This is a genomic window from Levilactobacillus sp. (genome assembly GCF_022646225.1).
GTDB lineage: Bacteria > Bacillota > Bacilli > Lactobacillales > Lactobacillaceae > Levilactobacillus > Levilactobacillus suantsaiihabitans.
Map to the genome: position 1 here is coordinate 224,593 of NZ_JALCJA010000005.1, position 24,958 is coordinate 249,550.

The 24,958-nt window shown below is 51.9% G+C and carries 18 protein-coding genes and 2 tRNA genes; 13 read left to right on the forward strand and 7 right to left on the reverse strand.

Features of this window, described 5'->3' with window-relative positions; translation table 11 throughout:
- The first annotated feature begins 283 nt into the window (after positions 1-283).
- From LKH74_RS09840 to LKH74_RS09860, 5 genes are all read left to right on the forward strand, one after another.
- The gene (locus tag LKH74_RS09840) at positions 284-3,259 is read left to right on the forward strand and encodes a YfhO family protein (RefSeq protein ID WP_287788892.1); all 2,976 of its coding nucleotides are present in this window, start codon (positions 284-286) and stop codon (positions 3,257-3,259) included.
- Between the two features lie 244 nt (positions 3,260-3,503).
- Complete coding sequence (locus LKH74_RS09845; protein ID WP_287708318.1) at positions 3,504-4,034, forward strand: hypothetical protein; 531 nt, start codon at positions 3,504-3,506, stop codon at positions 4,032-4,034.
- Between the two features lie 18 nt (positions 4,035-4,052).
- Positions 4,053-5,054 (forward strand): hypothetical protein, encoded by a 1,002-nt coding sequence (locus tag LKH74_RS09850; protein ID WP_287708317.1) that lies wholly within the window; start codon positions 4,053-4,055, stop codon positions 5,052-5,054.
- Between the two features lie 49 nt (positions 5,055-5,103).
- Positions 5,104-5,823 (forward strand): hypothetical protein, encoded by a 720-nt coding sequence (locus LKH74_RS09855; protein WP_287708316.1) that lies wholly within the window; start codon positions 5,104-5,106, stop codon positions 5,821-5,823.
- A 56-nt stretch (positions 5,824-5,879) separates the two neighbouring features.
- Positions 5,880-6,464: a hypothetical protein gene (locus LKH74_RS09860; RefSeq protein WP_287708315.1), complete on the forward strand. Its 585-nt coding sequence runs from the start codon at positions 5,880-5,882 to the stop codon at positions 6,462-6,464.
- Positions 6,465-6,657: 193 nt separating this feature from the next.
- Here LKH74_RS09860 and LKH74_RS09865 read toward each other — a convergent pair whose 3' ends face one another.
- A complete protein-coding gene (locus LKH74_RS09865; protein ID WP_287708314.1) occupies positions 6,658-6,915 on the reverse strand; it encodes a hypothetical protein in 258 nt (85 codons plus the stop codon).
- Positions 6,916-7,170: 255 nt separating this feature from the next.
- Here LKH74_RS09865 and LKH74_RS09870 point away from each other — a divergent pair, with 255 nt between their 5' ends.
- A complete protein-coding gene (locus LKH74_RS09870; RefSeq protein ID WP_287708313.1) occupies positions 7,171-8,316 on the forward strand; it encodes a tyrosine-type recombinase/integrase in 1,146 nt (381 codons plus the stop codon).
- A 140-nt stretch (positions 8,317-8,456) separates the two neighbouring features.
- On the opposite strand, the gene LKH74_RS09875 is transcribed toward LKH74_RS09870, so the two are convergent.
- A tRNA-Gln gene (locus LKH74_RS09875) sits at positions 8,457-8,529 on the reverse strand.
- Positions 8,530-8,711: 182 nt separating this feature from the next.
- On the opposite strand from LKH74_RS09875, the gene LKH74_RS09880 reads away from it, so the two are divergent.
- Positions 8,712-8,785: transfer RNA gene (locus LKH74_RS09880), tRNA-Glu, on the forward strand.
- Positions 8,786-9,380: 595 nt separating this feature from the next.
- Positions 9,381-11,876 carry a hypothetical protein gene (locus LKH74_RS09885; protein WP_287708312.1) on the forward strand — a complete coding sequence of 832 codons (2,496 nt, stop codon included), beginning with the start codon at positions 9,381-9,383 and terminating at the stop codon, positions 11,874-11,876.
- Positions 11,877-11,922: 46 nt separating this feature from the next.
- Here LKH74_RS09885 and LKH74_RS09890 read toward each other — a convergent pair whose 3' ends face one another.
- Both LKH74_RS09890 and LKH74_RS09895 read right to left on the reverse strand, forming a co-directional pair.
- Entirely contained in the window at positions 11,923-12,909 is a 987-nt protein-coding gene (locus LKH74_RS09890; protein ID WP_353845510.1) for a DUF805 domain-containing protein, read from the reverse strand.
- Between the two features lie 271 nt (positions 12,910-13,180).
- A complete protein-coding gene (locus LKH74_RS09895; protein WP_287708310.1) occupies positions 13,181-13,843 on the reverse strand; it encodes an EAL domain-containing protein in 663 nt (220 codons plus the stop codon).
- 278 nt (positions 13,844-14,121) lie between these two features.
- Here LKH74_RS09895 and LKH74_RS09900 point away from each other — a divergent pair, with 278 nt between their 5' ends.
- A complete protein-coding gene (locus LKH74_RS09900; RefSeq protein ID WP_287708309.1) occupies positions 14,122-15,246 on the forward strand; it encodes a GGDEF domain-containing protein in 1,125 nt (374 codons plus the stop codon).
- A gap of 163 nt (positions 15,247-15,409) precedes the next feature.
- Positions 15,410-15,616, forward strand: a complete 207-nt coding sequence (locus tag LKH74_RS09905; protein WP_135367628.1) for a hypothetical protein — start codon at positions 15,410-15,412, stop codon at positions 15,614-15,616.
- A 640-nt stretch (positions 15,617-16,256) separates the two neighbouring features.
- On the opposite strand, the gene LKH74_RS09910 is transcribed toward LKH74_RS09905, so the two are convergent.
- The gene (locus LKH74_RS09910) at positions 16,257-16,586 is read right to left on the reverse strand and encodes a hypothetical protein (protein WP_135367629.1); all 330 of its coding nucleotides are present in this window, start codon (positions 16,584-16,586) and stop codon (positions 16,257-16,259) included.
- Between the two features lie 323 nt (positions 16,587-16,909).
- Here LKH74_RS09910 and LKH74_RS09915 point away from each other — a divergent pair, with 323 nt between their 5' ends.
- The 3 genes from LKH74_RS09915 to LKH74_RS09925 all read left to right on the forward strand — a co-directional run bounded on the left by LKH74_RS09915 (position 16,910) and on the right by LKH74_RS09925 (position 21,753).
- Positions 16,910-18,643: an ABC transporter ATP-binding protein gene (locus LKH74_RS09915; protein WP_135367630.1), complete on the forward strand. Its 1,734-nt coding sequence runs from the start codon at positions 16,910-16,912 to the stop codon at positions 18,641-18,643.
- Positions 18,636-20,477 carry an ABC transporter ATP-binding protein gene (locus LKH74_RS09920; protein ID WP_287708308.1) on the forward strand — a complete coding sequence of 614 codons (1,842 nt, stop codon included), beginning with the start codon at positions 18,636-18,638 and terminating at the stop codon, positions 20,475-20,477. Before LKH74_RS09915 ends, LKH74_RS09920 begins: the two co-directional genes overlap by 8 nt.
- A gap of 238 nt (positions 20,478-20,715) precedes the next feature.
- The gene (locus LKH74_RS09925) at positions 20,716-21,753 is read left to right on the forward strand and encodes a serine hydrolase domain-containing protein (protein WP_287708307.1); all 1,038 of its coding nucleotides are present in this window, start codon (positions 20,716-20,718) and stop codon (positions 21,751-21,753) included.
- A 758-nt stretch (positions 21,754-22,511) separates the two neighbouring features.
- On the opposite strand, the gene LKH74_RS09930 is transcribed toward LKH74_RS09925, so the two are convergent.
- Together LKH74_RS09930 and LKH74_RS09935 are read right to left on the reverse strand one after the other, a co-directional pair.
- Positions 22,512-23,216 (reverse strand): type 1 glutamine amidotransferase, encoded by a 705-nt coding sequence (locus tag LKH74_RS09930; RefSeq protein ID WP_287708306.1) that lies wholly within the window; start codon positions 23,214-23,216, stop codon positions 22,512-22,514.
- Positions 23,213-24,562, reverse strand: a complete 1,350-nt coding sequence (locus LKH74_RS09935) for a Mur ligase family protein (RefSeq protein ID WP_287708305.1) — start codon at positions 24,560-24,562, stop codon at positions 23,213-23,215. Before LKH74_RS09935 ends, LKH74_RS09930 begins: the two co-directional genes overlap by 4 nt.
- Positions 24,563-24,958 lie beyond the last annotated feature (396 nt).

Sequence of the window (24,958 nt, forward strand, 5' to 3'; positions counted from 1 at the left end):
TGCAGTCATGCAACCATAATTGGCGACAATGGTTGGTCTAGCTACACTTATGCAACGGTGATAGATTGCAAGTGTTAATGTTTTGCTACAGTCACGTTACAGTCTGTAAAGTCAGGTTACAAAATGCCGTCACCCCTTGTCGGTGGCGACCTGTCTCGTTATAGTGAAGGAGTAAGCGGCCGGTCCCTCGGGGTAAGGGGCCGCGCCGCCATTAACTTAGGTAAGGGGAGATTTTTTGAAACGGACGAGGGGTATTTATCTGGCTTATACGGGCTGTTTTCTCTTGCTCGGATTAGTCGTTTATGGGATTTTTCTATTAACGGGTAAGTCGTTCATCTGGGAGGGTGACGGCTTGGCACAACACTATCCGGTCTTAGTGAAATTTTACACCTGGTTACACCACGGTGGCCTGACGGGGTGGTCGTGGGATCTGGGCCTGGGGGCGGATAAACTCACCACGTTTTCCTACTACGTGCTGGGCGACCCTTTCAGTTATTTGATTGGCCTGTTCCCTCGACACCAGTTGGAAATGGGGTACAACCTGCTGATTTTACTGCGGCTCTACGCCAGTGGGTTGGCGTTTCTGTTTTTTGCCCACCAGCGGTCGTTTCGGCCGTTAAGCGAGCTGTTAGCGACGCTGGCGTACACATTTACCGGCTACAGCCTCTACGTTAGCATTCGCCACCCGTTTTTCCTGTTGCCGATGATTTTGTTTCCGTTGCTGGCGTACGGCATTGACCACGTCTACCGGGGGCGCTCCTGGCTACCGCTGGCGGTGGTGACCGGGCTGGCGTTGATCAGCAACTTCTACTTTGCTTACATACTCGCGATCGGCAGCCTGGTTTACGCGCTGCTGCGTTACGGCAGTCTGCGTCAACGGCTGACCGTGCCGCTGGGCCGGTTGGTGCGGCGGTTGATTAGTGCCGGACTCGTGGGCTTTTTGCTAGCCGGGGTGCTCTTCATCCCGTCGCTGCTGGGCGTGCTGTCCTCGACGCGTGCCGGTGGGCAATTTGCCAACGGGTACGGGTTGTTTCCCGTGAGCTACTACTTGCGGTTGCCCAACGCGCTACTGACGACCGGGAACCCCATGCGGTTTTGGGTCAACGTCGGCATGGCTGGCCTGTCCTTTCTAGGTGTGGTCTACGTGCTGCGGCATTTCCGGCGGTACTGGTGGCTAAATGTCAGCTTCGTTCTGCTGGGCGTAGGCACGTTATTGCCGGCGATTCCAGCGCTGATGAATGGCGGGACCACGCCATCGCAACGCTGGTTACTGTTGGCGGCGTTGCCGGTGGGCCTGGCCGGCTTGCACTTTGTTGACCACTTGACGACGCTGACGCGGGGTGACCTGCGCACGCTGGTCGTGAGCGTGATCGGACTGCTGGTGGTCGTTTGGGCGGCCAACGGCTTCGTCTACAGCAATCACCCGCATGATTTTACGATTTACGGACTGCTGTTACTGACGTTAGGCGCCGTTTTGTGGGGCACCTGGGGTCACTGGACGCTGCGGCAGTGGGGCCGCGTGCTGCTGCCCTTGTTGAGCATCAACCTGGTGGTCAACGGCTACGGGTATTTCAACCCCAACGCCGGCGGGGCCAGCCAACAACTGTTGCCGCGCGGCGTGGCCAGCAGGTATCAACGCGACGTCTTGGATGGCGCCGAGGTGGCTGTCACGCGTTCCAACGGATTCAGTCGCTCGGCCACCAGTAAGTACTACAATTACACCAATGAGGCCAAGACCAACCTGGGGATGAACCTGGGCGTCCACGACATCATGAGCTACTTCTCCGTACAAAATGCGGCGGTCGGGGACTTTAGTCAGGCGCTGGACAATGCCCAGTTCAAAATGAACAAACCCATCAATCAAGCGGATAGCCGCACGACGCTGAACAACCTGCTGGGCGTGAAGACCATCTTTGCCCGGAGCAATCAGCGGGGGCTGCAGGCCTTACCGGCGGGCTACCGACCGGCTAAGCGTCACGGCAAAGTGGTCAAGTTCCGGGATCGACCGGTCCATGGGCTGGGCAATAACTACGCCACGACGGTACTCGAGTCTAAGAATGCCTTGCCGTTGGCGTACCTGCAGACCCACCGGTTGACATCCAACCAGTTCAATCGCCTCAATGGTGTTGACCGCGAACAGGCCCTGACGACCGGTGCGCTGATCGACGGCCGCGTGGCGGGCGTGCCGCAAGCCACCTACCGGAGTCGCGCGCGGCAGATTGGCTATACGGCCAAGACCGATGACCGGTCCGTATTGGACAGCCTGAAAAAGGTGGTCACGTTCCGGCAACAGGGTAACCAACTGCTGCCTGATGAGGCCTTGCCGCAACGGCCGTCCCTGCGGAAACACAACCCGGACCGCTCCGTCAACATTCGGACCGATCACGCGCGGTTGCGGCGATTGACCCGGGCCAACCGGCAAACGCTACGGCGCAACCAGACGCAAAACCAGAACGGCTTGCGGCAGTTGACCAGCGACAATCAGAATCACCCGATCGCCGTTGACCTGCACGTCAAGACGCCCAAGCAAACGCGTAAGACGGAGCTGTATCTCGAACTCACCGGCATTCAGGCGCAGGGGTTCAGTGTGGCCGATAAGTACCGCGGTTCACAGACCACGCAGACCTTTAAGAACCAGGCTTTCACCGGGATTGCTCGGCTGAATCGGTTGCGCAACGCCTTGTGGAACGTCAACGACGGTGCCTACACCATGACCGTTGGTAGTAAGCAAAACGTGACCAGCTTCAGTCAGCTGGGGCAAAGCAACTTGTCGGATTACCAGTCCAAGCACCGGGTCTTGTTGAACTTGGGGTACACGACCAAGCCACGGCGCACGATTCGCCTGACCTTTAAAGGTGTCAAGCAGTTGTCGTTCAAGTCGGCCAAGCTGATTGCCGTGCCATTTGGCCAGTCATACACTCGTCGCATGACCCAGCTGAAACGCCAGGGCTTGCAGCAGTTGCGTGTGACCGACAATCACGTGAACGGCATCGCGGCATCACCTCGCGCCAGTATCTTGACCACGTCGATTCCGTATTCACGAGGGTGGCAGTTGACCGTCGATGGCCAGGCCACGCCACTGAAGAAGGTCAACGTCGGCTTTGTCGGCGCCCGGTTAGCACCAGGGCGGCATCACATCAAGCTGACCTACCGCACCCCGGGCTTGCGACTCGGTGACTGGCTCACTGGCCTGGGACTCGTCATCTTGGCGGGGACCGGTGGGTGGACATGGTTTTGGCGACGTCAATCTGAAAATTAAACGCAACATCGTCTGTTTAGCCAAGTAATTTTGGCTAGGTAGGCGATTTTTTTTGCGAAAAAGGCTGATTTGGGCCCAAAAATATTTTCCGAGTGACATAGTGTGTCACCCTCATAGTGTATGATTTAGATTGTTGAGGGGAAACCGGGAAGCGAGCCGTCAGTGACGGTGGCCGCCGCCCGGTAAAGCCGCAACCAGGTGGCAGTGGGTGAGCCCGTTGTCCAGTAAAAGGAGGAATTTACATATGAAGTTGAGGCAAATCGTAAGCGGTTTACTGGTGACGGTGACGCTCGGCGGGATAGTCGTGGCGAGTCCTGGGACCGTGGCACAGGCGCAGAAACGCGTCGTTAAGGCAACGCAAAGTATAGTCGATGGTAAGACATTTTGGATCTACAATGGTCAGACATACACGCCGCGGCAGGCCGCTAAGCTAGGGCTTATCAATGAAAGTGGCGTTAAGGAAAATCGCTGGACCTACGAGCTGACCAACGTGAAGGCTAAGCGCAGTAAGTCCGGTAAGACGCTGAAGGTCTCCGGCAAGCTGGTTGTCACCAATATTCCGCTAAGCGTGTTCACGCCAGCCAAAAAGGTGAAAATCACCACCAAGAACGGCATTAAGTATGCCAAGCTGACCAAGAAGCTGACGTTCAAGAAGACGTTCAAGATCAAAAAGAAGGTCAAGAAGGTCACGCTGCGGGCAGGGTTTACTGGTAAGACTGGGCTGAAGGCCTTTACCGTGTTGTCGGCGAATAAGAGCTTTAAGGTGACGAAGTAGTTAGGGGGTAGAACAGTCATGAAAAAGATACACTATGTGATCATCAGTCTTTTAGCGTTGACGGTTGGTGGGACCTTGACCTTGTCTCCAGCTGAGGCCAAGACCAAAGCCAAAACGCTGACAGAAAAACAAGCCTTTACCACTAAGGAACGGGCGACAATCAAGCGCTATCGACAGCAGGTTAAACACCTGCCGAATTCGACTAAAGGGATGTACGCAACTAAGCCATCCTTAAAGAAGAAATTTAACCCCGGCAAGCTGAGCAAAAAATACACGAATGCTGTAGTCAAGTCGGTTAATTTTTATCGCGGAATCTATGGCCTGAATAAGGTGGTTGCCAATCCACAATGGAACGTAGATGCTCAGTACGGGGCCGCAACGTTGGCTGCTGCAGATGGTGGGCTAGCTCATGGATTGGTGGGACTAAAGCGCCCTAAAGCAGTGCCGAAAGCTGCTTGGAAACGTGGGGTTGAGGCGACAGACTATAGTAATCTGGGTGAGAATGATGTCAAACCGTTTGATATTGTGTCAGCTTATATAAACGATTATGGCCAACCAGATTATATTCCGGGGCACCGCGAATGGATTTTGGGCAATACCGTTGAGGTGGGGGTCGGCCAAGTTGGCATTTATAACGATCTGAAAGTCTTTGAAGGTGGAGCTAAGTGCCGGGCCTATGGTGAACCGGCTAAGGAAGTGGCCTTTCCAAAAGCGGGGGTTTTCCCAATCAGTGCCGTTCAAGATACCACTTGGTCATTAACCTACTCAATTGGTGAGACCAAGAACACGCGGAAGCCAACAGTCAAGGTCAAGGATGAGACGACACATAAGACAGTAAAGGTTTCTCATATCACCAATTACAACAGTGAAACGGGCTATGGTTGGTTTAAGACCAGCATTTCGTATGTGCCAGCTGCAAGCAAAATCAAGGTTAACCATACTTACACGGTAAAGATTAGTCATTTGACCAATCATGAGAACGTCGAGTATCAAACGAAATTGTTTAAGTTAGCAAAATAGTGTTGGAAATACAACGGAACGAAACGTTCTAGATAGGGCTGAAAAAATCATGAAGAAGTTATTTAAAGCAAGTATCATTACCGCATTGAGCTTTGTGTTAGTCGCTCCCAGCCTGACCACCCCAGCCAGCGCCAAGAGCAAGGTCAAGGTCATTTCGACCAGTAAGGTGGCTCACAAGACGTATCACGGCAAGCACGGGAACATCTACAGCAGTGCCAAGCTAACACACCGTAAATACAAGATGAGCAAGTACCGTTACACGACTTGGACGGCGACGAAGAAGGCCGTTATCAAGAATCATGGTAAGAAGGCGACCTTGGCTTACATCAAGTCCGGGAAGAAGGCCGGTTGGATCTACAAGAAGTATTTGACGGCTGGGAAGGCGCCAATCAATAAGCAGAAGCGATTGAATAATACGTATTCTGCTTATATGAAGGCTTTGATGCAGTCTAGTGCTTCAAGTCGGAATACACCTTATTCAAAATCATATTATGATATGTCCGACTCAATCAATGGTACGTGGGAAGTCATTGATTATAACTATTGGCGTGATACACCCTTAACTGATGCTGCGAAGGATAGAAAATCCTTGGTAAAAGCATATGATGTTTTTAAAGGACGTTTTTCAGGGGCCTTACGTTCCAATTTAGATGCAATGGATAAACAGGTCAACGATATGCAAATTTCATCAGATAATTTAGACCAAGTTAGTGCTAATATTAATACGTTTGCCCAAGCTCTTGCAGATGCTGTGAGAGACTTAGATTAACGTTGAAATAGGTTTGACACATTAACGGTTAATGATTATTAGAGGAGACAACTAACATGAAACTAATGAAAATCTTTAGTGCCGTCATGGTCGCAACTACCATGGGTGCAGCGGTGACCGTCGCAACGCCGAGTATGACGGCGGATGCCAAGGCCAAAAAGTCGTTGAAGACCCTTCCTAAGTCTTTGCGGCGGACCTGGTACCACTATGAGAAGAATGATAAAGGGAAATTGGTCTACAGTAAGCTGAAGATTTCAGCCAAGAAGATTGTCGACAGCTGGAATGGCTGGGATACTAGTAAAGTTCATACGACAAAGTCTAATTTGCACCAATACAATCCGGCTAAGAAATTACAAAAGGGCAAGGATAGCTGGATCTTTGCTTACAAGTCCGGTGCTAAAACGCGGTTTGGTGGCTGGAGTCCGGAGTTCCCGAAAGACATGACTTATAAGCGAGCCCGGGAACAATACAAGGTTGTGACGGATAAGGTCAATGGTAAGAAGGTCAAGGTCTTGCATCACACTAATTTGGCATCCCTTCCCCAAAATACTGCGTACTACTACACTAGTAAGAAGCTGGCCAAACAGACCAACCCCCAGGGACACAATTACGGTGACAATTACGGCTACGGCTACAAGTAATCAGCATTGCCGCATCCCCGCGGGTGTGGCAATGCTGAAAACAGCTAACTAGCTGGGTTCACTGCGTGCTGACGGCGGCCGGTCTTTCCACACAAAAGTTCCCTGGCTGCGGACAGCCACATTGAACAGAAAACCACGAGCAAACACTGGTCTGAATTGGCGGGTGTGGCTCGTGGTTTTTGTTAGCTAAATTTTAAGACGCCGTAGCGGCCGAGCTGGCGATGACTGTGAACTGGGTGATCACCAACTGGTGGCGCTGATTGGCGTGACCAAACAAAGCCACGCGCGCCCCAACTGTGGCCTGGTAGAGAAAATTGAGACCGTGCTGGTGAATCAGGCAGTTGTGCGTCTGACCCGCATCGTCGGTGACCTTGGCGAAGATGAGCAGGGGGTTCAGCTTGAGGACCTTGGGAGAACTAGCGATGGTGCCATTGATGGCAAGTTGTTTCATGGTTATCACCTCAGTAGCATTATACGAACAAATGTTCGATAAAGCAAGTGGAAATTTTCTGCGGCGGGTCGGTGGCGATGATTACCTGGCGTCAGAGCCGGTAAATGAGCGTCTAAGGCCTTTAAAAGAAATTTCGGCGGGGTGAGTGGCTAGACTTCAGGAAAACGCCGTTAGAGCTTACAATAGCCTGGTGAGCTACCGAAACGCTCAGGCGAGTAGCTCTTGGTGGACACAAAGACGTCTAGGAGGTAAATCATGGCGAGCATCCAAAAATATCACGACAAGTACGGCCACACGCGCTACAAGGTTCAAGTCTATTTGGGCATCGATCCGCGGACTGGTAAGCCGCAACGTACCACTCGGCGGGGGATGAAGACGGCTCAAGAGGCCCGCTTGGTTGGCGACCATTTGAAGAAAACGACGACCAAGCAACAGGCGGCTAAGCGAAAGCCAAAGACGTTTCGAGACGTCTACCTGCGCTGGTTTCCGCTCTATCAAAACACGGTCAAGGAGAGCACGTGGGCGACTACCCAGCGGTTATTTCGACTACATATCCTGCCGATGCTGGGAGACGCGCGTATCAAGCAGATTGACATCAGCGATTGCCAAACGGCCATTAATACCTGGTTTGCCGCGGGGCTGACGAAATACCACACGCTGCTTGATTACGCCGCCAACGTTTTGGACTTTGCCATTAATCTCCGGCTGATCACCGACAACCCGGCCAGACGGGTCATCGTGCCCGTAAACCAGGAGAGTCGCGCTCAGAAGAATTTAGCTAACTATTTCGACCGAGCCGAGCTCAAGCACTTCTTTGCCTGCCTGAACGCCGATGACAACGACCCGCAGGCCACCGTCTTCTTCCGGTTGGCAGCGTTCAGCGGCATGCGCAAGTCGGAGATGCTGTGTCTGTTGTGGTCGGACATTGATTTTGAAAGGAACACCGTGACCGTCTCCAAGACGCAATCTCGAGGCGCTCACGCCCGCTTGCTGGTTCAGTCGCCGAAGACGTTTCACAGCAATCGAACCGTCTACCTGGACGCCAAGACGGGCCAAATTTTGCGGCAGTGGCAGATGGACCAACGACACCGGTTAGCTGGAAATGCCAATCCGCGGAGCCAACTGATCTTCACGAATACGCATAACGAGATGTGCCAGCCGACCAAGCCGCGCAAATGGTTGGAGCACACGTTGCAGAAATACGGATTGAAGCACATTACCGTGCACGCCTTTCGCCACACCTATGCCACGCTGGCGTTTGAGGCGGGGGCGTCCATCAAGTCGGTTCAAGACCAGCTCGGCCACGCCAGTTACCAAACAACGCTGGACCTCTATACCGCCGTAACGGCAAAGGAGAAAAACGAGGCCACGGCTAAATTGGCGCGCTATTTAGACTTCTAAAAAGGGCGGGCAAAAGTGACTACCAGTTTGACGACAGTTTTGGCGAAATGGTAGTCAGTGAAGCGACAATGCGGGCAAAACAAAAAGCCACCATAGCGGGCTTTAACAGCTCCTATGATGGCTTTTTTACAATTCTATGATTGGGTATACTGGGCTCGAACCAGTAAATTACGGATTCAGAGTCCGCTGCCTTACCAATTTGGCGAATACCCAATAAGTTGGTACGTTGCCGAAACAACTATTTAATAGTAACTTGTTCCGCTGGGAGTGTCAACCGATTTTGGCGAAAAAACCTGATTTCCTGTATGAATTCCCATTTCTGTGTAATTTTATTCATTCAAGGATTGACAATTTTGGGAGAATAGCGTAAATTAGGTACTGCTAGTTGATAGTATTGCCCGCTGGTCAAACTGGTTTAAGACGTCGCCCTCTCAAGGCGGAGTTACGGGTTCGAGCCCCGTGCGGGTGATAGGTGGTCCACAAACGTTGGTAAAACAACGTTTGTGGGCTTTTTTGTTACGCACAAATGATGTGGGGCGTTTGCAGGCAAAATTTCGCGGACTAGACCAATTCGAATGGCTAACGGGTATGTAGTGGCATATGTGTCTGAATATCGCTGCTGCAGATAGCAGTGGGGGTGCGTCAGTGGGGGACAGCTCAAGCGGTGAAGCAAATTACAGGTGTTACAGAAACTGATTCTTGTGAACAAATCTGTGGCAAATGCCGTTGGCTAGGGCTTGCCATTAGAGAAGGTTAACAATTTGAAAATCTTTTCTAATCGCCGCCAGCAAGGCGTTTCTGAAAAATAACAGGTCGTATACAAATCTAGTAATATTTAATCTTACAATCCCGCACGGTTGATGGTATACTATATTTATTAGGACAGTTAAATATTTCCATAAACATTGATTGTGGTCCTCCTAGTAAGTTCACTGAGAATACGGACTGGTATTGAGGGACGTTAGTGGACTACAATCAAGCAGCTAGTTGACTACTAGCTCACAAAACCAATAACAAAGTTGAGGATGACAACGTCCATTACCTTTGGACAGGGGGTTACTTGAATGAAAAGAGGAATATTGGCAGCGGTAACAACGCTAGCTGTGGCCGGACTAGGGCTGTGGTCGAGTGTGCCAGGGTATGCTGCTGAATCAGTGTATTATAACTATGATGATGCCTTGAAGGGGGCACCTCAGGGGGTTGATTTAAGCTCTGACGATTACAAGGACTATTTTTGGAATGGGGATAATGGGGTGGCTACAGTAGGTGGTAATATGGCAAAAGTGGTTGAGGCTGGCAGTCCATCTGGGGATAAGAACTCTGCTATTCAAATTTCTAAAGCTAGTCGTCAAAATAGTTGGGGCGCAATTTGGTCGAAGAAAACAGTTTTTGATTTGACTAAACCGGAGACCGCTTCCATGTGGATTTATGCTAGTACCGAGCAGCAATATCTCAAAGACTGGGGTATAGGCGATGGCATGGCATTTGTTTTGCAGAACTCCAAAGATGGTGTTAATGCCTTTTCTAAAGCGACAACTTTGGATGAAGGTAAAAACGATGTTGTTACACCTGGTGTTGGGGAAAGCATGGGAGTTTGGGGGATGGATCCTGAGGATTGGAATAAAACACAATTATCAGATAATGCAATTGATCACAGCTGGGCGTTAGAATTTGATACCTTTGGGAATGACTTCAATCCAGCCTCTTTCAGTAGTCAATGGGACTTAAATGACAGAGCACCCTCTTCATTTGACCTAGGAAAGTATTATAACAGCTTTGATGATTCCTCAGGAAATCCTAATACAGATATTGGAGGAACGATTCCTAGTGGTGAAAATCATATTGCGTCGAATTATCCGGGTTCGCCATCCACTTATACTAGTGATAACTGGTCAGGTATTAAAACCAATATTTGGGGGAAGACTGCGCTGGGTGGTTCTATATGGTATTATCCTCAACGGATTATACCTAATTATTTAGCCCAATATTATTATTACAAAATGACTCATTTGGGGTATCTGGATGAAGGGAAAAATGCAGATGCTACCACAGACAAGATGACTGATCACCGCTGGCATCACGTCACTTTAACCTATACACCACCGACTAACGGTGGCAGTATCGGAAAAATGAAGTATGTTTACGATGACAAGAATTCTGATACTGGTCAGCCCAAGGAGCCAGCCAACGAAGCAACCGTCCCACTTAAATTAGATGAATTTAAGCAGGACGAACAGGATAACTGGGACCACAAAGTTCGTTGGGGATTTACTGGTTCTACAGGGAAAAATACGGAAAATAACCTGGTAGTCTTTGATCAGGTACCTGGTGACGTTGAAAATAATGCTACAGCAACGCTTAGCACGCAGAATGTGGATTCTGATGATTTTACAGCGGTTGATACCAGTTCTACGCCAACGATTCCTGGTGGGACTGCGGTTAAACTGGATTATACTTTCTCGCGTTCGGGGGGAATACAGCCTTGGAAAGACATCAATGCGTCGTTGACTATTCCTAAGAGTATCACGTTAACCTCTGGGACTCTGACAACGCCAGATGATAAAACAAGTAAAGTTGATATTTCTAAACGCGATGGGACAACGTTGCCGGTTGCCTTAGGCAGTGATGACAAGGGGTACACTATTGCAGATCAAAGCACCGGCCACATCACGCTTTATGGAACCATTGATTATCTGGGTGATGCCACTAGCGATGTTAGTGAAGATGCGGCAGTTAGTTACTTTAACGGGTCAAATGCTTCAGCCCAAGCGGAGTTACCTGCCTTTAACGTAAAGGCCTCTAGTCTGACGATGACGATTGCGCCCGAAGAAAGTACCTTAGGCGTTGACTACAATGTATCCGGTCAGTCGGCACAAATTGTAGGTCAGGCGAAATTTCCTTATGGTACTGCTGCGGGAGCTGCGGCGATGACGAGTGATGACATCACCATTCATTTGGAAGTCAATGGTACTCGAGAGAGCAAGCCCTTAACGACTATTTTAGTCAATCCTAGTCTAGATCCGTGGGTCTTCATTTACCCTGTTGATAATAGTTTGCTAAAGGAAGGTCCAAATAAAGTCAGTCTTTACAGCACTAGCAAATCTGGTGAGAGATCCAATATTGATTCAACAACCGTTACGGCGGGATCAGTTGGCTTTGGCGACATCAGTGAGGATTTGGTATTCACGCCTACCGTGCTCAGCGGGGCCACGACGACCATTGAACGGTCGAATGACTGGTCGTTTTATATCGATGATTCACGGAAAAGCGGTGATTGGTATCTATCCGCTAAGACCACGGGGATGACGTTGAAAACGGCCGCGGATACCCGACTGGATGGCGATCTCATCTACGTTGATAGCAATAACCAGACGCAGGTGTTGAATGATGATAACGCGACGCTGATTGATTCTGGTTCGGCTAATAATGGGGAGGATAAGCAGACCAACATTGCTGCCGACTGGAAGCCGGATCAAGGCATCTTGTTGCGCGTCAATGGCAGTGCCATGCAGGGCGATTACACCGGTGTAATTCATTGGTACTTATCCAATACACCATAAAATGTCTGTTAAAAATAATGTTCTTCCGGAACTTACCGGGAGAGCATTATTTTTTATGGTCCAAGGCAATGTCCGCCTGAAACGCCTTGACCACCCGCGGTTGTGCCCGGGTGGCGGCGTCCCAGGTCAGGTTGATACGGGTCACGTCGGCGACTTCATTTAGGCGAGGCATCAAGTAGTAAATATTTCCTGCCGTCCAGGTACCTTGATTCAGGTCACCAGCGAAGACGTCGCTGTTCGACCGGTCGGCAATCAGGTGCTGACCGTCGTTGGTCGTTAGTGTTTTGGCAGCGGGATAGGTTTGGATGTTGGCGCCGGCGTGGATCCGCATGTGCACCTGGATGATGCCGTTGATGGTGAGCGGCCCGTCGTTACTGGGGATGCGGTAGGGACCATAGGTGTGGTAGACCGTGATGCGGTCAATGACAAACGTTGTGTGGGCCCAGCGGCTATCCCGGTAAGCCACGCGATACGTCCGCTGGGTCGTCAGTGAAATGTGGTGGCGCCCCAAGACGAGTTGATTGGCGGCCGTGGGTGTCACCGGTGCGGTCGCAGTCGCCGGACTGGTCGCTGATGTGGCGCCATTTAGCGCGGCGATGCCGACGAAGTTGCAGGCGATGGCGTAGAGGAGCGTGCCCCCGAACAGAGCCGTCCAGGGACGGGGATGGCGCCAGGAGGACCGTAACGTGACGGGTTGGCGGGGGCCACGACTGGGTAAGACGAGTTGGCTCCCGACGATACCCCAACCAATCACGGGACACACCAGCCACCACAGCAACCGGCCGGTCAGTTGCCGGTCGTGGAGCCGCCGGAGTGTGGCCGTGGTGGTCGCCAGTGTCGTGCCAAAGAGGCCGCCGGCGGCCACCAGGAGCACCAGCGTTTTGCCTAGGTCCAGGTAGGCCGGGTGCCAACGGAAGGCGGGGTATTGCAGAACGGTACTCATCAAGACACCGAGGAGCACCAGGGTGAGCATGAGACCGGTGCCGAAGAGTCGCCAGTAACCGGATCGGTTGAGTTGAGCTTGCGTCGTCAACAGCGCCGTGAGAATGCCGCGAACACCCAGTGGCGCACCACAGGTTGGACATAACGCCGGCGCTGGGTGGTGCGTCCCACAGACTGGGCAATACGAGTGAAAGACGGGTAGATACAGCGGAAACGCCTCCTGGTTAGACTCATCCTTAGCAAGTCTAGCTGATTTTTAGAATTCTTGGGATAATTAAAAGACTACCAGAGATTGTGGCTTAGCACAACCAATGAGTAGCCTTTAAATTAAATAATATTATTAATAAAAACTATTGCATAATTTATAATTTGAACAGGTGCGGCTTGCCGTAGTACCAGCCTTGACGGAGGTCGATTTCCAGGTCGTTAGCCATGGCATCTTCCTCAGCGTTTTCCACCCCTTCCAAGATGAGGCGGAGCTTGTAGTCTTGGGCGACCTTTTTCCAGAAGACCAGGTTGTCGGGAATCTCCTGGGCACGGCCTTCCGCCCGGAAATTTTGCATTGCAAATTTGATTTCGCTAGCGTGGGACAGAATCGGTTTGATGTGGTCAAAAGTATTGATACCGGTCCCAATATCGTCTAAACTAAGTTGAATCCCGTGGTCGTTAAAAAAGTGAACCTGATCGATAATTTGCTGATTGGAAACGTTAGTGTCGGTGCGTTCCTCAGTGACTTCCAAGATCAACTTTACGGGATAGATTTGTGTCTGGGCGGTGACGATGGCCTGCGCAATCGTGCAGTCAACGAACTGGCGTTGGTTCACGTTGTAGGAGACCGACCCAATCTTCAGCCGCAATTTTTGGGCCGTGCGTTTGATCAGGTCCGCTTGAATATCGATGGGAATCGACTCAAAGTCTTTGGGCAGGACCCATTTGCCATCGACCTGTTGGCGTATCAACATTTCGTAACCAATTAGCGAATTGTTGGAGACGTCGAGTTGGGGCTGTAGAAAATAACGGTACATAATCAGTCGTTCCTCCTTCCAAGTGTCTGCTCCCATCATACTTTATTTTGACGAATTACGGTAGGGGTAACGCGAAAAAAACGCCAGCGGGGAGAACTAGCCAAGTGGCGAATCGTTCAGCCCATGATATACTAATTTATATAAATTGTTATGGTTTTATTATATGAAATGTTCTATAGTAGGTGTTGTGAGTAAATTAATGCGGTATACTAAGACGTGAGTTGGGTGACCAACCGGTGGCTTAGCACCTTAAATCATTTAACAAGGAGATTGATTCCATGTCATGGACTATGTGGCTTGTACCGCCCATTATAACCAGTATTTTCTTTACCCTGGGAATCATCACCCTGTACTGGTCGATTTTCACTTGGGTCACGGCCAAGGTTGAATCGAGCCGGCGTCCTTACAATTTAAAACACGTTCAGGTCGCCATTGGGACCACGTGTGCGGTGGTCTCCGTATTTGCACTGCAGCTCATCGTGCGTGACAGCCATCTGTCCTGGACGTTCACGAACTTTCAATTGCTCTTATTAATTTTTGTCGCGTATTTTCTGGCCCTGAAGATTCCCAACTGGCTGATTTTATTGGCCGGGGTGGGGTTCATGCTGTTAAATGGCAACGTGACGGCCATTCTATCATGGGGTTATACGTTTATCTTCATCTTGTTTTATTGGTTTTCTTATCAACAGAGTACCCATCTTTGGCGGGCACCGTATACCCGTTACATTTCCGTGGCGACGGCCTTTGGCTTGGTTCTGTGGTTGTTTGTGAAGTTCCGCTTCCACCTGCCGTGGACCACGTATTGGATCGAAATCGGGGACTACCTGGTGTTGGCCACGCTGATGTACGGTTACTTCAAGATTCAGGACAAGGACCGGCGCATTAAGGACCGCTTGTTCCAGTCGGCTAACTGGGATGCACTGACGCACGTGCAAAATTACGCGGCGTATGACCGGGCGGTGGGTTTTCACTTCCATCAAAGCAATACGCATCACCGGGATTTGGCCATGATCATGTTTGACATCGACCATTTCAAGCACATCAATGACACGTACGGACATTTGGCCGGCGACGAAGTGCTCAAGCAAGTGGCGAGCACCGTAGCGACCGTGTTGAAACCCTTTGGCAGTGACATCGTGCTGTACCGCACGGGGGGCGAGGAGTTCAACATCTTGTTACCCGACCGCGACTTGAATCGGGCACGACCAATCGCACAGGAAGTATTTGACGCCGTGAAAGGGTTGACGACGACCTACAACGGAACGGACTTGCAGGTCACGATTTCGGTGGGGGTCTCCATCCTTCACGACGGCGACCGCAACCCGCTGGACTTCTACAAGCGAGTTGATGCCAACCTGTATCATTCCAAGCAAACGGGTCGGCACCGCATCACAGCGAGTTAAGGACTTTTAGAAAAAATTGGTAGCAATGACAACGGACCGGTCAATCGACGCGGTCCGTTTTGTTTATAAATATTTAAATAGTAAATTCGTGTCTCGCCTGCGGAAAACGTGTAAAATATCAGGTAACCAGAGGAACGCCTCTGGATAGAATGGAGCGATCATCGTGATTTTCTTACTATTACTATTGTTATTGCTGTTTCCACTGTTGCGCTTGGTCTTCGGCCTGGCCGGGTGGTTATTGGGCATCGTGGGGACGCTGATTATTGGCGCCATTGTGCTGGTGGCCTTTGCGGCGCTGTTCCGCTTCTTTATCGTGGCGGTGCTGGTCATCGGTGGCGGTATCTGGGCTTCCCACGCCCTGTTCAGCTAACCCCTGGTCTTGTGGTAGCGGTTCCTGGCGGTGTGGGTTGTGCTGGCCGCCTTACCGTTCGCTAGATATGGGTTGGAACGCTGAGGGCGCCGGCCCAAGCCAAAGAGCGGTCTTGCGCCTCACCTTGGAGCCGGTGAATCGCGTCTCCAAGGTGCCAGTTCCCTAAGCGCCATGGTTCGCGGCGCTAAGGGAACTCCCACAGCTGAACCCATATCTAGCGAACTCACGGCTACGGTAGTGCTTGCCAACAACAATCGGCTTAACTCTTGGTAGCAGCTAATTTATCAGTTAGCTTTCAGCCAACACAGTGTTGCTGATGGGTGTCAACTTGCCGGAGGCAGCCAGGGTGGCCCCAGCTGTGTCGGCGGTGTTGGCTGAGGTTTTTTCTCAGCCTACAGCGCGGGACGACTTGAGAGACTGGCGGGCTTGGCCACGCTTTCAAGCGAACCGGAAGACCGCTTCTCAGGCTGGAGGTGTTCCCCAGAGCAGGCCCCACCCTAGCCTGACGCAGGCGTCTGGTTTCACCAATTTTAGGTATTGAGACACCGTCGTTACGGTAATCAATGCGTTAGTTAACTAATGAAGACATGCAAAAGCGAGTCCGGACGGTCGATCGTCCAGGCTCGCTTTTTGAGTCCAATTATTCAAATGACATTTCCACCAGGTAGACGTGCTCGGCGGGAATGTAGCTGGTGGTGATCCAGACCTCGCGATAGCCTTCCTTTGAACTGCGCGTGCGGTCGAAGAAGTCGTTCAGAAGGTCGCCATTTTTGGCTAAAAAGTCATCGTCCATCCGATTGACCAGCAGATGGCCAATGGGGAAGTAGAGTTCTTGATTCGCTACCGGCACCGAATCGGGAACGCCAATCGCGATGACGTTACTATTACGCTGCTGAATAAAGCGGACCTGATCTTGGTGACGGTGGATATAGGTTAAGACGTTATAGATTGAATCTGAGTTGCTCGCCATGCGCTTACTCCCTTCAGTGTCCCCATTGTAACAAATATGACGAACATTACCAGTCTTATGACCAACGAAAAGATTGCCGTAAACGCTTACATGGCGGTGATTCGTCGACCTTGATCGTTCGATCACTCAGCGGGGAAACGGGTGGTGGCTAACGGCGATAATTTTTTTCATCTCAAAAGGCTGATTTCCCAACTTTTTCCAATAGTTAGATGAAACAACCCGATAATCCTTGATTGCAAACACAATTCAAGCGAGTATAATTGTCGCATATGCAATTTTGATGTTTTACAGAGTAACCTTAGAAGAAAGAAGGCCAAAATTTCATGATGCGACTTGCCCGAAAACACTTGGACTGGTGGGCAGTAGTCCTTGCTGTTGGGTTTATGATTATTCAAGTTGCCTGTGATCTTTCCTTACCGACGTTGACGTCTGACATCATCGATAAAGGGATCGCCAACAACGATATCGGCTACATCTGGCGCACGGGTGGTCTGATGCTCCTCTTGAGTTTCATTGGGGTTTTAGGCGCTGCCGGGAACGTGTATTACGCGTCTACGCAGTCGCAACGGATGGGCCAACGGATCCGAACCGATTTATTTAAGAAAGTCACCTACGCATCCACCGAAGAATTCGAAACGGTGGGGAATGCCTCATTGATTACGCGGACGACCAACGACGTGGTGCAGATTCAAAACGTCATGGTCCAAATGCTGCGGATGATGTTGATGGCACCCATCATGCTGGTAGGCGCCGGGGTCTTGGCCTACGTCAAGAGTCCGCGGCTGACCATGGTTTTCTTGGTGGCGTTACCGGTCTTGGCCTTATTTACGGGCCTGATCATGTACTTTGCGGTGCCCTTATTCAAGAGCTTGCAAAAGAAAATCGACCGCATCAACCTGGTCTTTCGTGAAGGCTTGACGGGGGTGCGGGTCATCCGTGCGTTCAATCAAGACCAGTTCGAACAAGACCGTTTTGAAGGGGCCAACCAAGATTACACCTCGACTGGGATCAAGGTCTTCATGATCGTTTCCTTGATGCTGCCAATCATCACGCTGATCGTCAGTGGGACCAACATCGGGATCGTCTGGTATGGCGGTAAGCTGATCGGCAGTCAAGCCATGGAAGTTGGTAACTTAGTGGCGTTCATGACTTATGCGACGCAACTGCTGATCAGTTTCATGATGGTTTCCATGGTCTTCGTCTTCCTGCCACGGGCCCAAGCGTCTGCAACTCGGATCAACGAAGTCATGGACTTAAAGAGCAAGATCAACGATGCCGACCAACCCGTCGACCTGGATAGCAACGAAGCCAGTCTGACCTTTGATCACGTGAACTTCCGGTACACCGGGGCGGAGAAATTAGCTCTGACCGACGTGAACTTCACGGCCACGGCGGGTCAAACCGTCGCCATTATTGGGGGGACCGGTTCTGGGAAATCCACGCTGGTCAACCTGATTCCGCGGTTATTTGACCCCGAAAATGGGCAAATCAAACTGAACGGCACGCCGCTGACCGCCTTGAGTCAAAAGGCCTTACACGATGCCATTTCAATCACCCAGCAAAAGGCCGTCCTGTTCTCCGGCACGGTCCGTAGCAACATGACCTTTGGGATGCCGGATGCCAGCGATAGCCAAATTTGGCACGCCTTAGATGTCGCGCAAGCTAGCGACTTCGTCAAAGAAGAGGGTGGCCTAGACGCGGTCGTTGAACAAAACGGGGACAACTTCTCCGGTGGACAGCGGCAACGGCTGGTCATTGCCCGGACGATTTTAAAGCGGGCGAGCGTTTACATTTTCGATGATTCGTTCTCCGCGCTGGACTTTAAGACCGATGCGCAACTGCGTCAAGAACTGCGCAAGGATGAACAGGTTCAAGCTGGTGTGACGGTCATCGTTGCCCAACGGGTCTCCACGGTTGCCGATGCGGACCTCATCTTGGTTATCGATGGCGGGAATATCGTGGGTCAAGGCACGCACGATGAGCTGAAGGCCACGAACCAGACGTACCAAGAAATCCTGGATTCACAATTGCGGAAGGGGGATACCGTCGATGCGTAATGGACGCGGTGCCGCTACCAAACAACGGCCACAAAAATTCTGGGGAACGACTTTTCGGTTGTTCCGCTACATGAAAGCCTGGCTACCCGGTATCTTCGTGGTGTTAGTCTTCGCAGTTGTCTCGGTGATCCTGCAGATCCGGACGCCGAAGATCTTGGGGGAAGCCACGACTGAATTATTTAAAGGTGTCATGAAGGGGACCGCAGAGCTGAAGGCCGGCATTGGCATTCACAGTTTGCCCGTCAACTTCGATAAAATCGGCCACATTCTGCTGGTCGTCGGCATTATGTATGCCGGAGCAGCGTTATTTGGGATCGTGCAGCAGCTGATCATGAGTTGGATCTCCCAAAAGGTTGTCTACCGGTTACGGCGCGACCTGAAGGAAAAGATGCAACGGTTGCCTATCAGCTACTACGATACCCATAGTAACGGGGACTTGATGTCGCGGATGGCCAACGATATGGATAACATCGGGGGTACGCTGCAACAGACCCTGTCGCAAATGGTCACCAGTGTCTTGACCTTCTTTGGGGTCTTGTACATGATGCTGACGATTAGTGGCTGGTTGACGTTGGTCGCTTTGATCTCCGTACCACTGAGTGTCTTAGTGGTCGGTATCGTGGCGCCCAAATCGCAACGGTTCTTCGCCAGTCAACAGAAGAATCTGGGGCTGTTGAACAACACGGTTGAAGAGACTTACGCCGGTCACACGGTGGTCAAGACCTTCAATCGGGAGGAATCCACGCAAGCCGAATTTGAAGAACACAACCAAAAGTACTACCAATCCGCGTGGAAGGCGCAGTTCGTGTCGAGCTTGATCTTCCCGCTGATGAACTTCGTGAAAAACTTAGATTACCTGGCTGTGGCCGTTATCGGGGGGATTCAAGTGGCCAACGGGACCGTTAGCTTGGGGAACGTGCAGGCCTTCCTGCAATACACCAACCAATTCTCCCAACCCATCACCCAAATGGCCAACTTGACCAACACGATTCAAGCGACGATTGCCTCTGCTGAACGGATCTTTGACGTCCTGGACGAATCCGATATGGTCGAGACCAAGACGGCGGAAGTCCCAGCGGAAACGGCACCTAATGGCAACGTCATTGAATTTGACAACGTGGCCTTCCGGTATGTGGAAAACAATCCGCTGATCGAAGACTTCAATTTGAAGGTCAAACCGGGTGATATGGTCGCTATTGTCGGGCCAACCGGGGCCGGGAAGACCACCATCATCAACCTGCTAGAACGCTTCTACGATGTCGATTCTGGTCAGATCCGGTATCGGGGCCAGGACACGCACGCCGTGGGTCGGACCGATTTGCGCCGTCACTTTGCGATGGTGCTGCAGGATACGTGGCTATTTACCGGGTCGATTTTTGACAACATCAAGTACGGTCGCGAGAATGCGACAGAAGATGACGTGTACGCTGCCGCTAAGGCCGCCCATGCCGACACCTTCATTCGCCAGTTGCCGGATGGTTACGACACCATCTTGAACGAAGCCGCGACGAACATTTCGCAAGGGCAACGCCAACTGTTGACGATTGCCCGGGCGTTCGTGGCGGATCCCGACGTCTTGATCTTGGACGAAGCCACCAGTTCGGTCGATACCCGGACGGAAATGCTGATCCAGCACGCCATGCAACGCTTGCTGGCGGGCCGGACGAGCTTCGTGGTGGCGCACCGGTTATCAACGATTCAAAACGCCGAGAACATTGTGGTCATGAACCATGGGCACATTGTGGAAACCGGGAACCACGACAGTCTGTTAGCGGCCAACGGCTTTTACGCCGACCTCTACAACAGTCAGTTCACCGGAAACGACTTGGCTTAAATTAAATGGCTTTGCAAAGCGTCTTGTCATTCGTGGCAGGGCGCTTTTGGTATGCGCGGGATTGGTAGCGGTGACACAGGGGCGTCCGTCTGACTGGTCGGCAACGTTGAGCCTGGAACGCGGTGGGCGGCCGGTTTGGGCTATCCGGCAGTTAACCATGAGTTTAAGACAATCTTGAATTGCCATTTGCCAGGCGGGATGGGTACAATGGGGACGAAGAAAGAGAGAGGTGCGGTCTATGGCGTATGTTGCAACGAAAGCGGCCCTTCAGCGGTTGGTCGCGGAGAAGGTAGTGCCGGGCGTGAGCTTTGCGTTCATTGATGGCGATCGGGTGGAAACGGGGCAGTACGGTGTTGCCGCCGTCGTGCCCCATACGGAGCCACTGCGGCCGGGCATGCTGTATGATGTGGCCTCGCTGACCAAGGTGGTGGGGACACTGAGCGTGGTCCTGCAGCTCTTGGCCACGGGCCGGCTGCGGTTGACCGACCGGGTGCACGACTACTTACCCGAGTGGCAGGATCCGCGGGTGACGGTGCGGCATTTACTGACCCACACGTCGGGCATCACGGGATACATCCCCAACCGTAATCAACTGGCGGCCCCCGAATTGACACACGCGCTGTTACAGCTGCACGTGGGGCCGACCTTTGGCCAGAAAATGGTATACGCCGACGTCAACTACATTTTCTTGGGGTGGATCGTCGAGCGACTTTTAGGCGAGCCGATTCAGGTAGCCGTGCAAAAGCGAGTGCTCACGCCGCTGGGGATGATCCACAGTACGTTTACCCCGAGCGACCCGTTGGCCTGCATCCCCACGGCCCAAACCGTCACTCGGGGATTGATTCGCGGGGAGGTCCACGACCCCAAGGGCTACGTCTTACAACGCCGCTGCGGGTCCGCGGGTTTGTTCAGCACCATCGACGATCTGACCCGCTTCTGTCAGGCGTACTGTCGGCCAGAAACGGTTCCCGCGGTCTTGCCGCCACACTACGTCGACCAGTTGACCCACGACTGGACGCCCAATGGTCACGCGGGCCGTTCACTGGGCTGGGCGTTGACCGCGACGCAGTGGCCACAAGCGCACCGCGTCATCTGGCATTCCGGTTTCACCGGCACGTATTTGGTGATCGATCCAGTGGCCAAACAGGCGATGGTTTTCCTGACCAACCGGGTCCATCCGGTAGCCCCCAACGAACCCTACCTCGACCAACGCAACGCGGTCATTGGCACGTATCTAGCAGAAAAGAGCCGGTATGTCGGTCATGATTTTGTGTAACTAAAGAATGAAAGTGAAATTACCGTGCTGATTGCCGTAATGACGGTGTTCTGACACCTAAAATTGGTGAAACTAGGCGCCTGCGTCAGGCTAGGGTGGGGCCTGCTTTGGGGAACACCTTCAGCCTGAAAAGCGGGCTTCCAGTTCGCTTTGAAGCCTTACTAAGCCCGTAAGTCTTCAAAGTCGTCCCACGCTGTAGGCTGAGACAAAACCTTAGCCAACACCGCCGACCCAGATGGGGCCATCCTGGCTGCCTCCGGCAAAGTTGCTGGCTATCAGCAACACTGTGTTAATGAAAGACTGGTCGTCATGGTAGGCGGCCAGTTCGCTTTGTGAGGCTGTAAACGACTATTTTTAATGCCATGAGGCGCATGATAACAATAGTTCCAGTTGATTTTGTCTTTCAACCTGCAGTTACGTAAAAAAGTGTCTACCCAGATTGTCACTAGGACAACCTGGGTAGACACTTTTGGGTTTGCGATGAAAAGATTGATAACACCAGTCTTCGGCAAGTACGACCAGCGACACTGGCGGTTGCCAGCAACCACTAATCTAGCCGTGAGTGAAGTGAACTCTAGGCTCAGCCGGGGAATTTAGTAGCGAACTTTGCTGCTAAATTGGTGACTTTGAGACGGTGAACTTCCGGCTCAAAGCAAGGGCCGAGACCGTACTTTGGCTCGGCCCGTCCTCCCCCAGCGTTCCAGCCTAGAGGTTCACGTAACGGTAGGCGGCCAGTACAGACAATGTTGCGCGAAACCCTAGAAGGTCGCGGGAATTGGCAGGGCTTCTTGTTGGCTGAAGTCGGTGTCCGGGTACTTGCGTTTCAAAGCGGCGACCAACAAATGCTTGGCGATGTCGCCGTTGCGAGTCAGGATGGGACCGTGGAAGTAGGAACAATAAACATTCTTGTAGATCGCGCCTTCCGTGCCGTCCTCACCGTTATTGCCCTTACCGGAGATGACGTTGCCCAGGGGACGTTCGCCCTTGCCCAGGTAAGTCAGCCCTTGGTGATTTTCAAAGCCATGGTAGGTCTCGCCGGTCTCTTGGTTCTTGATGACAATGTCGCCGATGAACCGGTTGTGGTCTTGGGCCAACGTGTAGTGGTCTAAGGCACCGATACCAGGCAGTTTTTCGCCGTCCGCACCGATGTAGTAGTGCCCCAACAGCTGGAAGCCACCACAGATGGCCAGCAGGGGACCGCCGGATTCGATAAACTTGATCAGTTCGGCTTTTTTCGTTTGGATGTCTTGGGACACGATGGTTTGTTCAAAGTCTTGGCCCCCGCCGAAGAAAGCCAGGTCGTAGTCGGCGGCGTGGAAGGACTCTTCCAGGCTGACCACCTTGACGTTTAAGGTGACATCCATTTGCTTGGCATAGTAGTTCAACGCCAGAATATTACCGACGTCACCGTAAGTGTTCATCAGGTCGCCGTACAAGTGGGCGACGTTTAATTCGTAACTCATAGTCCGAGTCCCTCCTTGACGTAGCCTTTATCAGCTAAAATTTTACGCATCTGCAGCATGGCGGTGTAGGTCGCCAGCACGTAAACGCGGTCGGTCGAGACCTTCTTGATCTCGTCAACGACCTTTTCTAGGTTCGGTTCCACAATGTGGCGGTCGTCGGGAATGCCCGCGACCTTCAGGCGGAACGTGATATCTTTGTAGCGTTCGCCCCCGGTGATGACTGTTGGGATGTCGCGGTCGGCCAGTTGTTCAAAGTCGCCGTCCCAGATCCAGCTGGTGTCGATCCCGTCGGCGTAGTTGGCATTCAGCAGGCCCACCAGTGAAAATGGGTGGGTATCCGTGCCAATCATGTGCAGAACTTGGTCTAACCCCACGGGATTCTTGACCAAGATGATGGTGACGCGTTTGCCATCGACGTTGATGACTTCTTGGCGGCCGAAGACCTGCTGGTTGGCGTTGAAGGCGTCGCTGACCTGTTCCGGCGTGACGCCCATGAAACGGCCAACCGCATAGGCGGCCAGGGCGTTGTAAATGTTGTAGGTGCCGCCCACTTGAATCTTGAAGGGGTGACCGTCGATGTCAAATTTTGAAGACGTCGGCGTTTGTTCGCCCAGCTTGGTCAAGCGGTAGGCGAGTTCTGGCCGCGAGAAGCCGCAGTTCGGGCAGAAATACTTGCCTTGGTTGCTGTAAGTTAAGGAATGGTAGTGCAAAATGTGCTCACAGTTGGGGCACAGCACGCCATCCGTGTTGGGCTTGGCCTTGAAGTCGCCGTCCGGTTGATTGTCAAAGCCGTAGTACTGAATCGGGTTCGGCAATTCCTTGGAGTGGAAAATTGGCGAGTCGCCGTTTGCGATGATGGTCGCGTTGGGCGCCAGGGCCACGCCGTCTAGAATCTTTTGATACGTGGTGTAAATTTCACCGTAGCGATCCATTTGGTCCCGGAAAATGTTCGTGAAGACGAAAGCTTTCGGTTCAATATATTGGGTCACTTTGATCACGTTGGCTTCATCAACTTCCAAAACGGCGAGTGGCCGGCCAGTCTTGGGATTTTTAGCGTTTAAGAAGGTCGTGACGATCCCTTGTTCCATGTTGGAGCCGGTGGGATTCGTCAAGATATCGGGATACTTTTCGCGCAGCACGGAGACCGTCAATGCCGTGGTCAACGTCTTCCCGTTGGTTCCTGTGATGACGATGACGTCATACTTGGCGCCCAAGGTCCGCAAAATGTTGGGATCGAGTTTTAACGTAATTTTTCCGGGGAGAGAACTTCCCCCGTGTAGAAACGTGTGGAGAAACCAGTAAGAGGATTTCCCCGCGAAGGTGGCAACGCCGCTTCTGAATGACATGCAATTCGCTCCTTAATCGCGACAAGATTTTTTAATGTCGGATTCCATAATATTCAAGCCTTAATTTTAGCATTTTTTCGGCGTTAAGGGGAGGACTCTGCTTGAACTTTCCCAAATCGCAAGGAGTTGGGCTGGTTGACTGCCCAGCTGGGGGGCAGGCGGTCGCCTTGTTGGTCGTGAAATAGGGGTGGCAGCCGACGAAAGACTGAGGAACGGTCTGAACCGAAGCACGCGTCTAATGGTCTCATAGCCAAAACGGACGCCAACAGGAAATTGGAGTTGTTTACTCCCGTCCTATTTCACGCCACCGTACGTCGGTTGGTGACGCTGGGATTGACGGCAAAACGGACTATTCTGATTGCTTGATTATTTTGGTCACTGCGATGGCTTGAATCA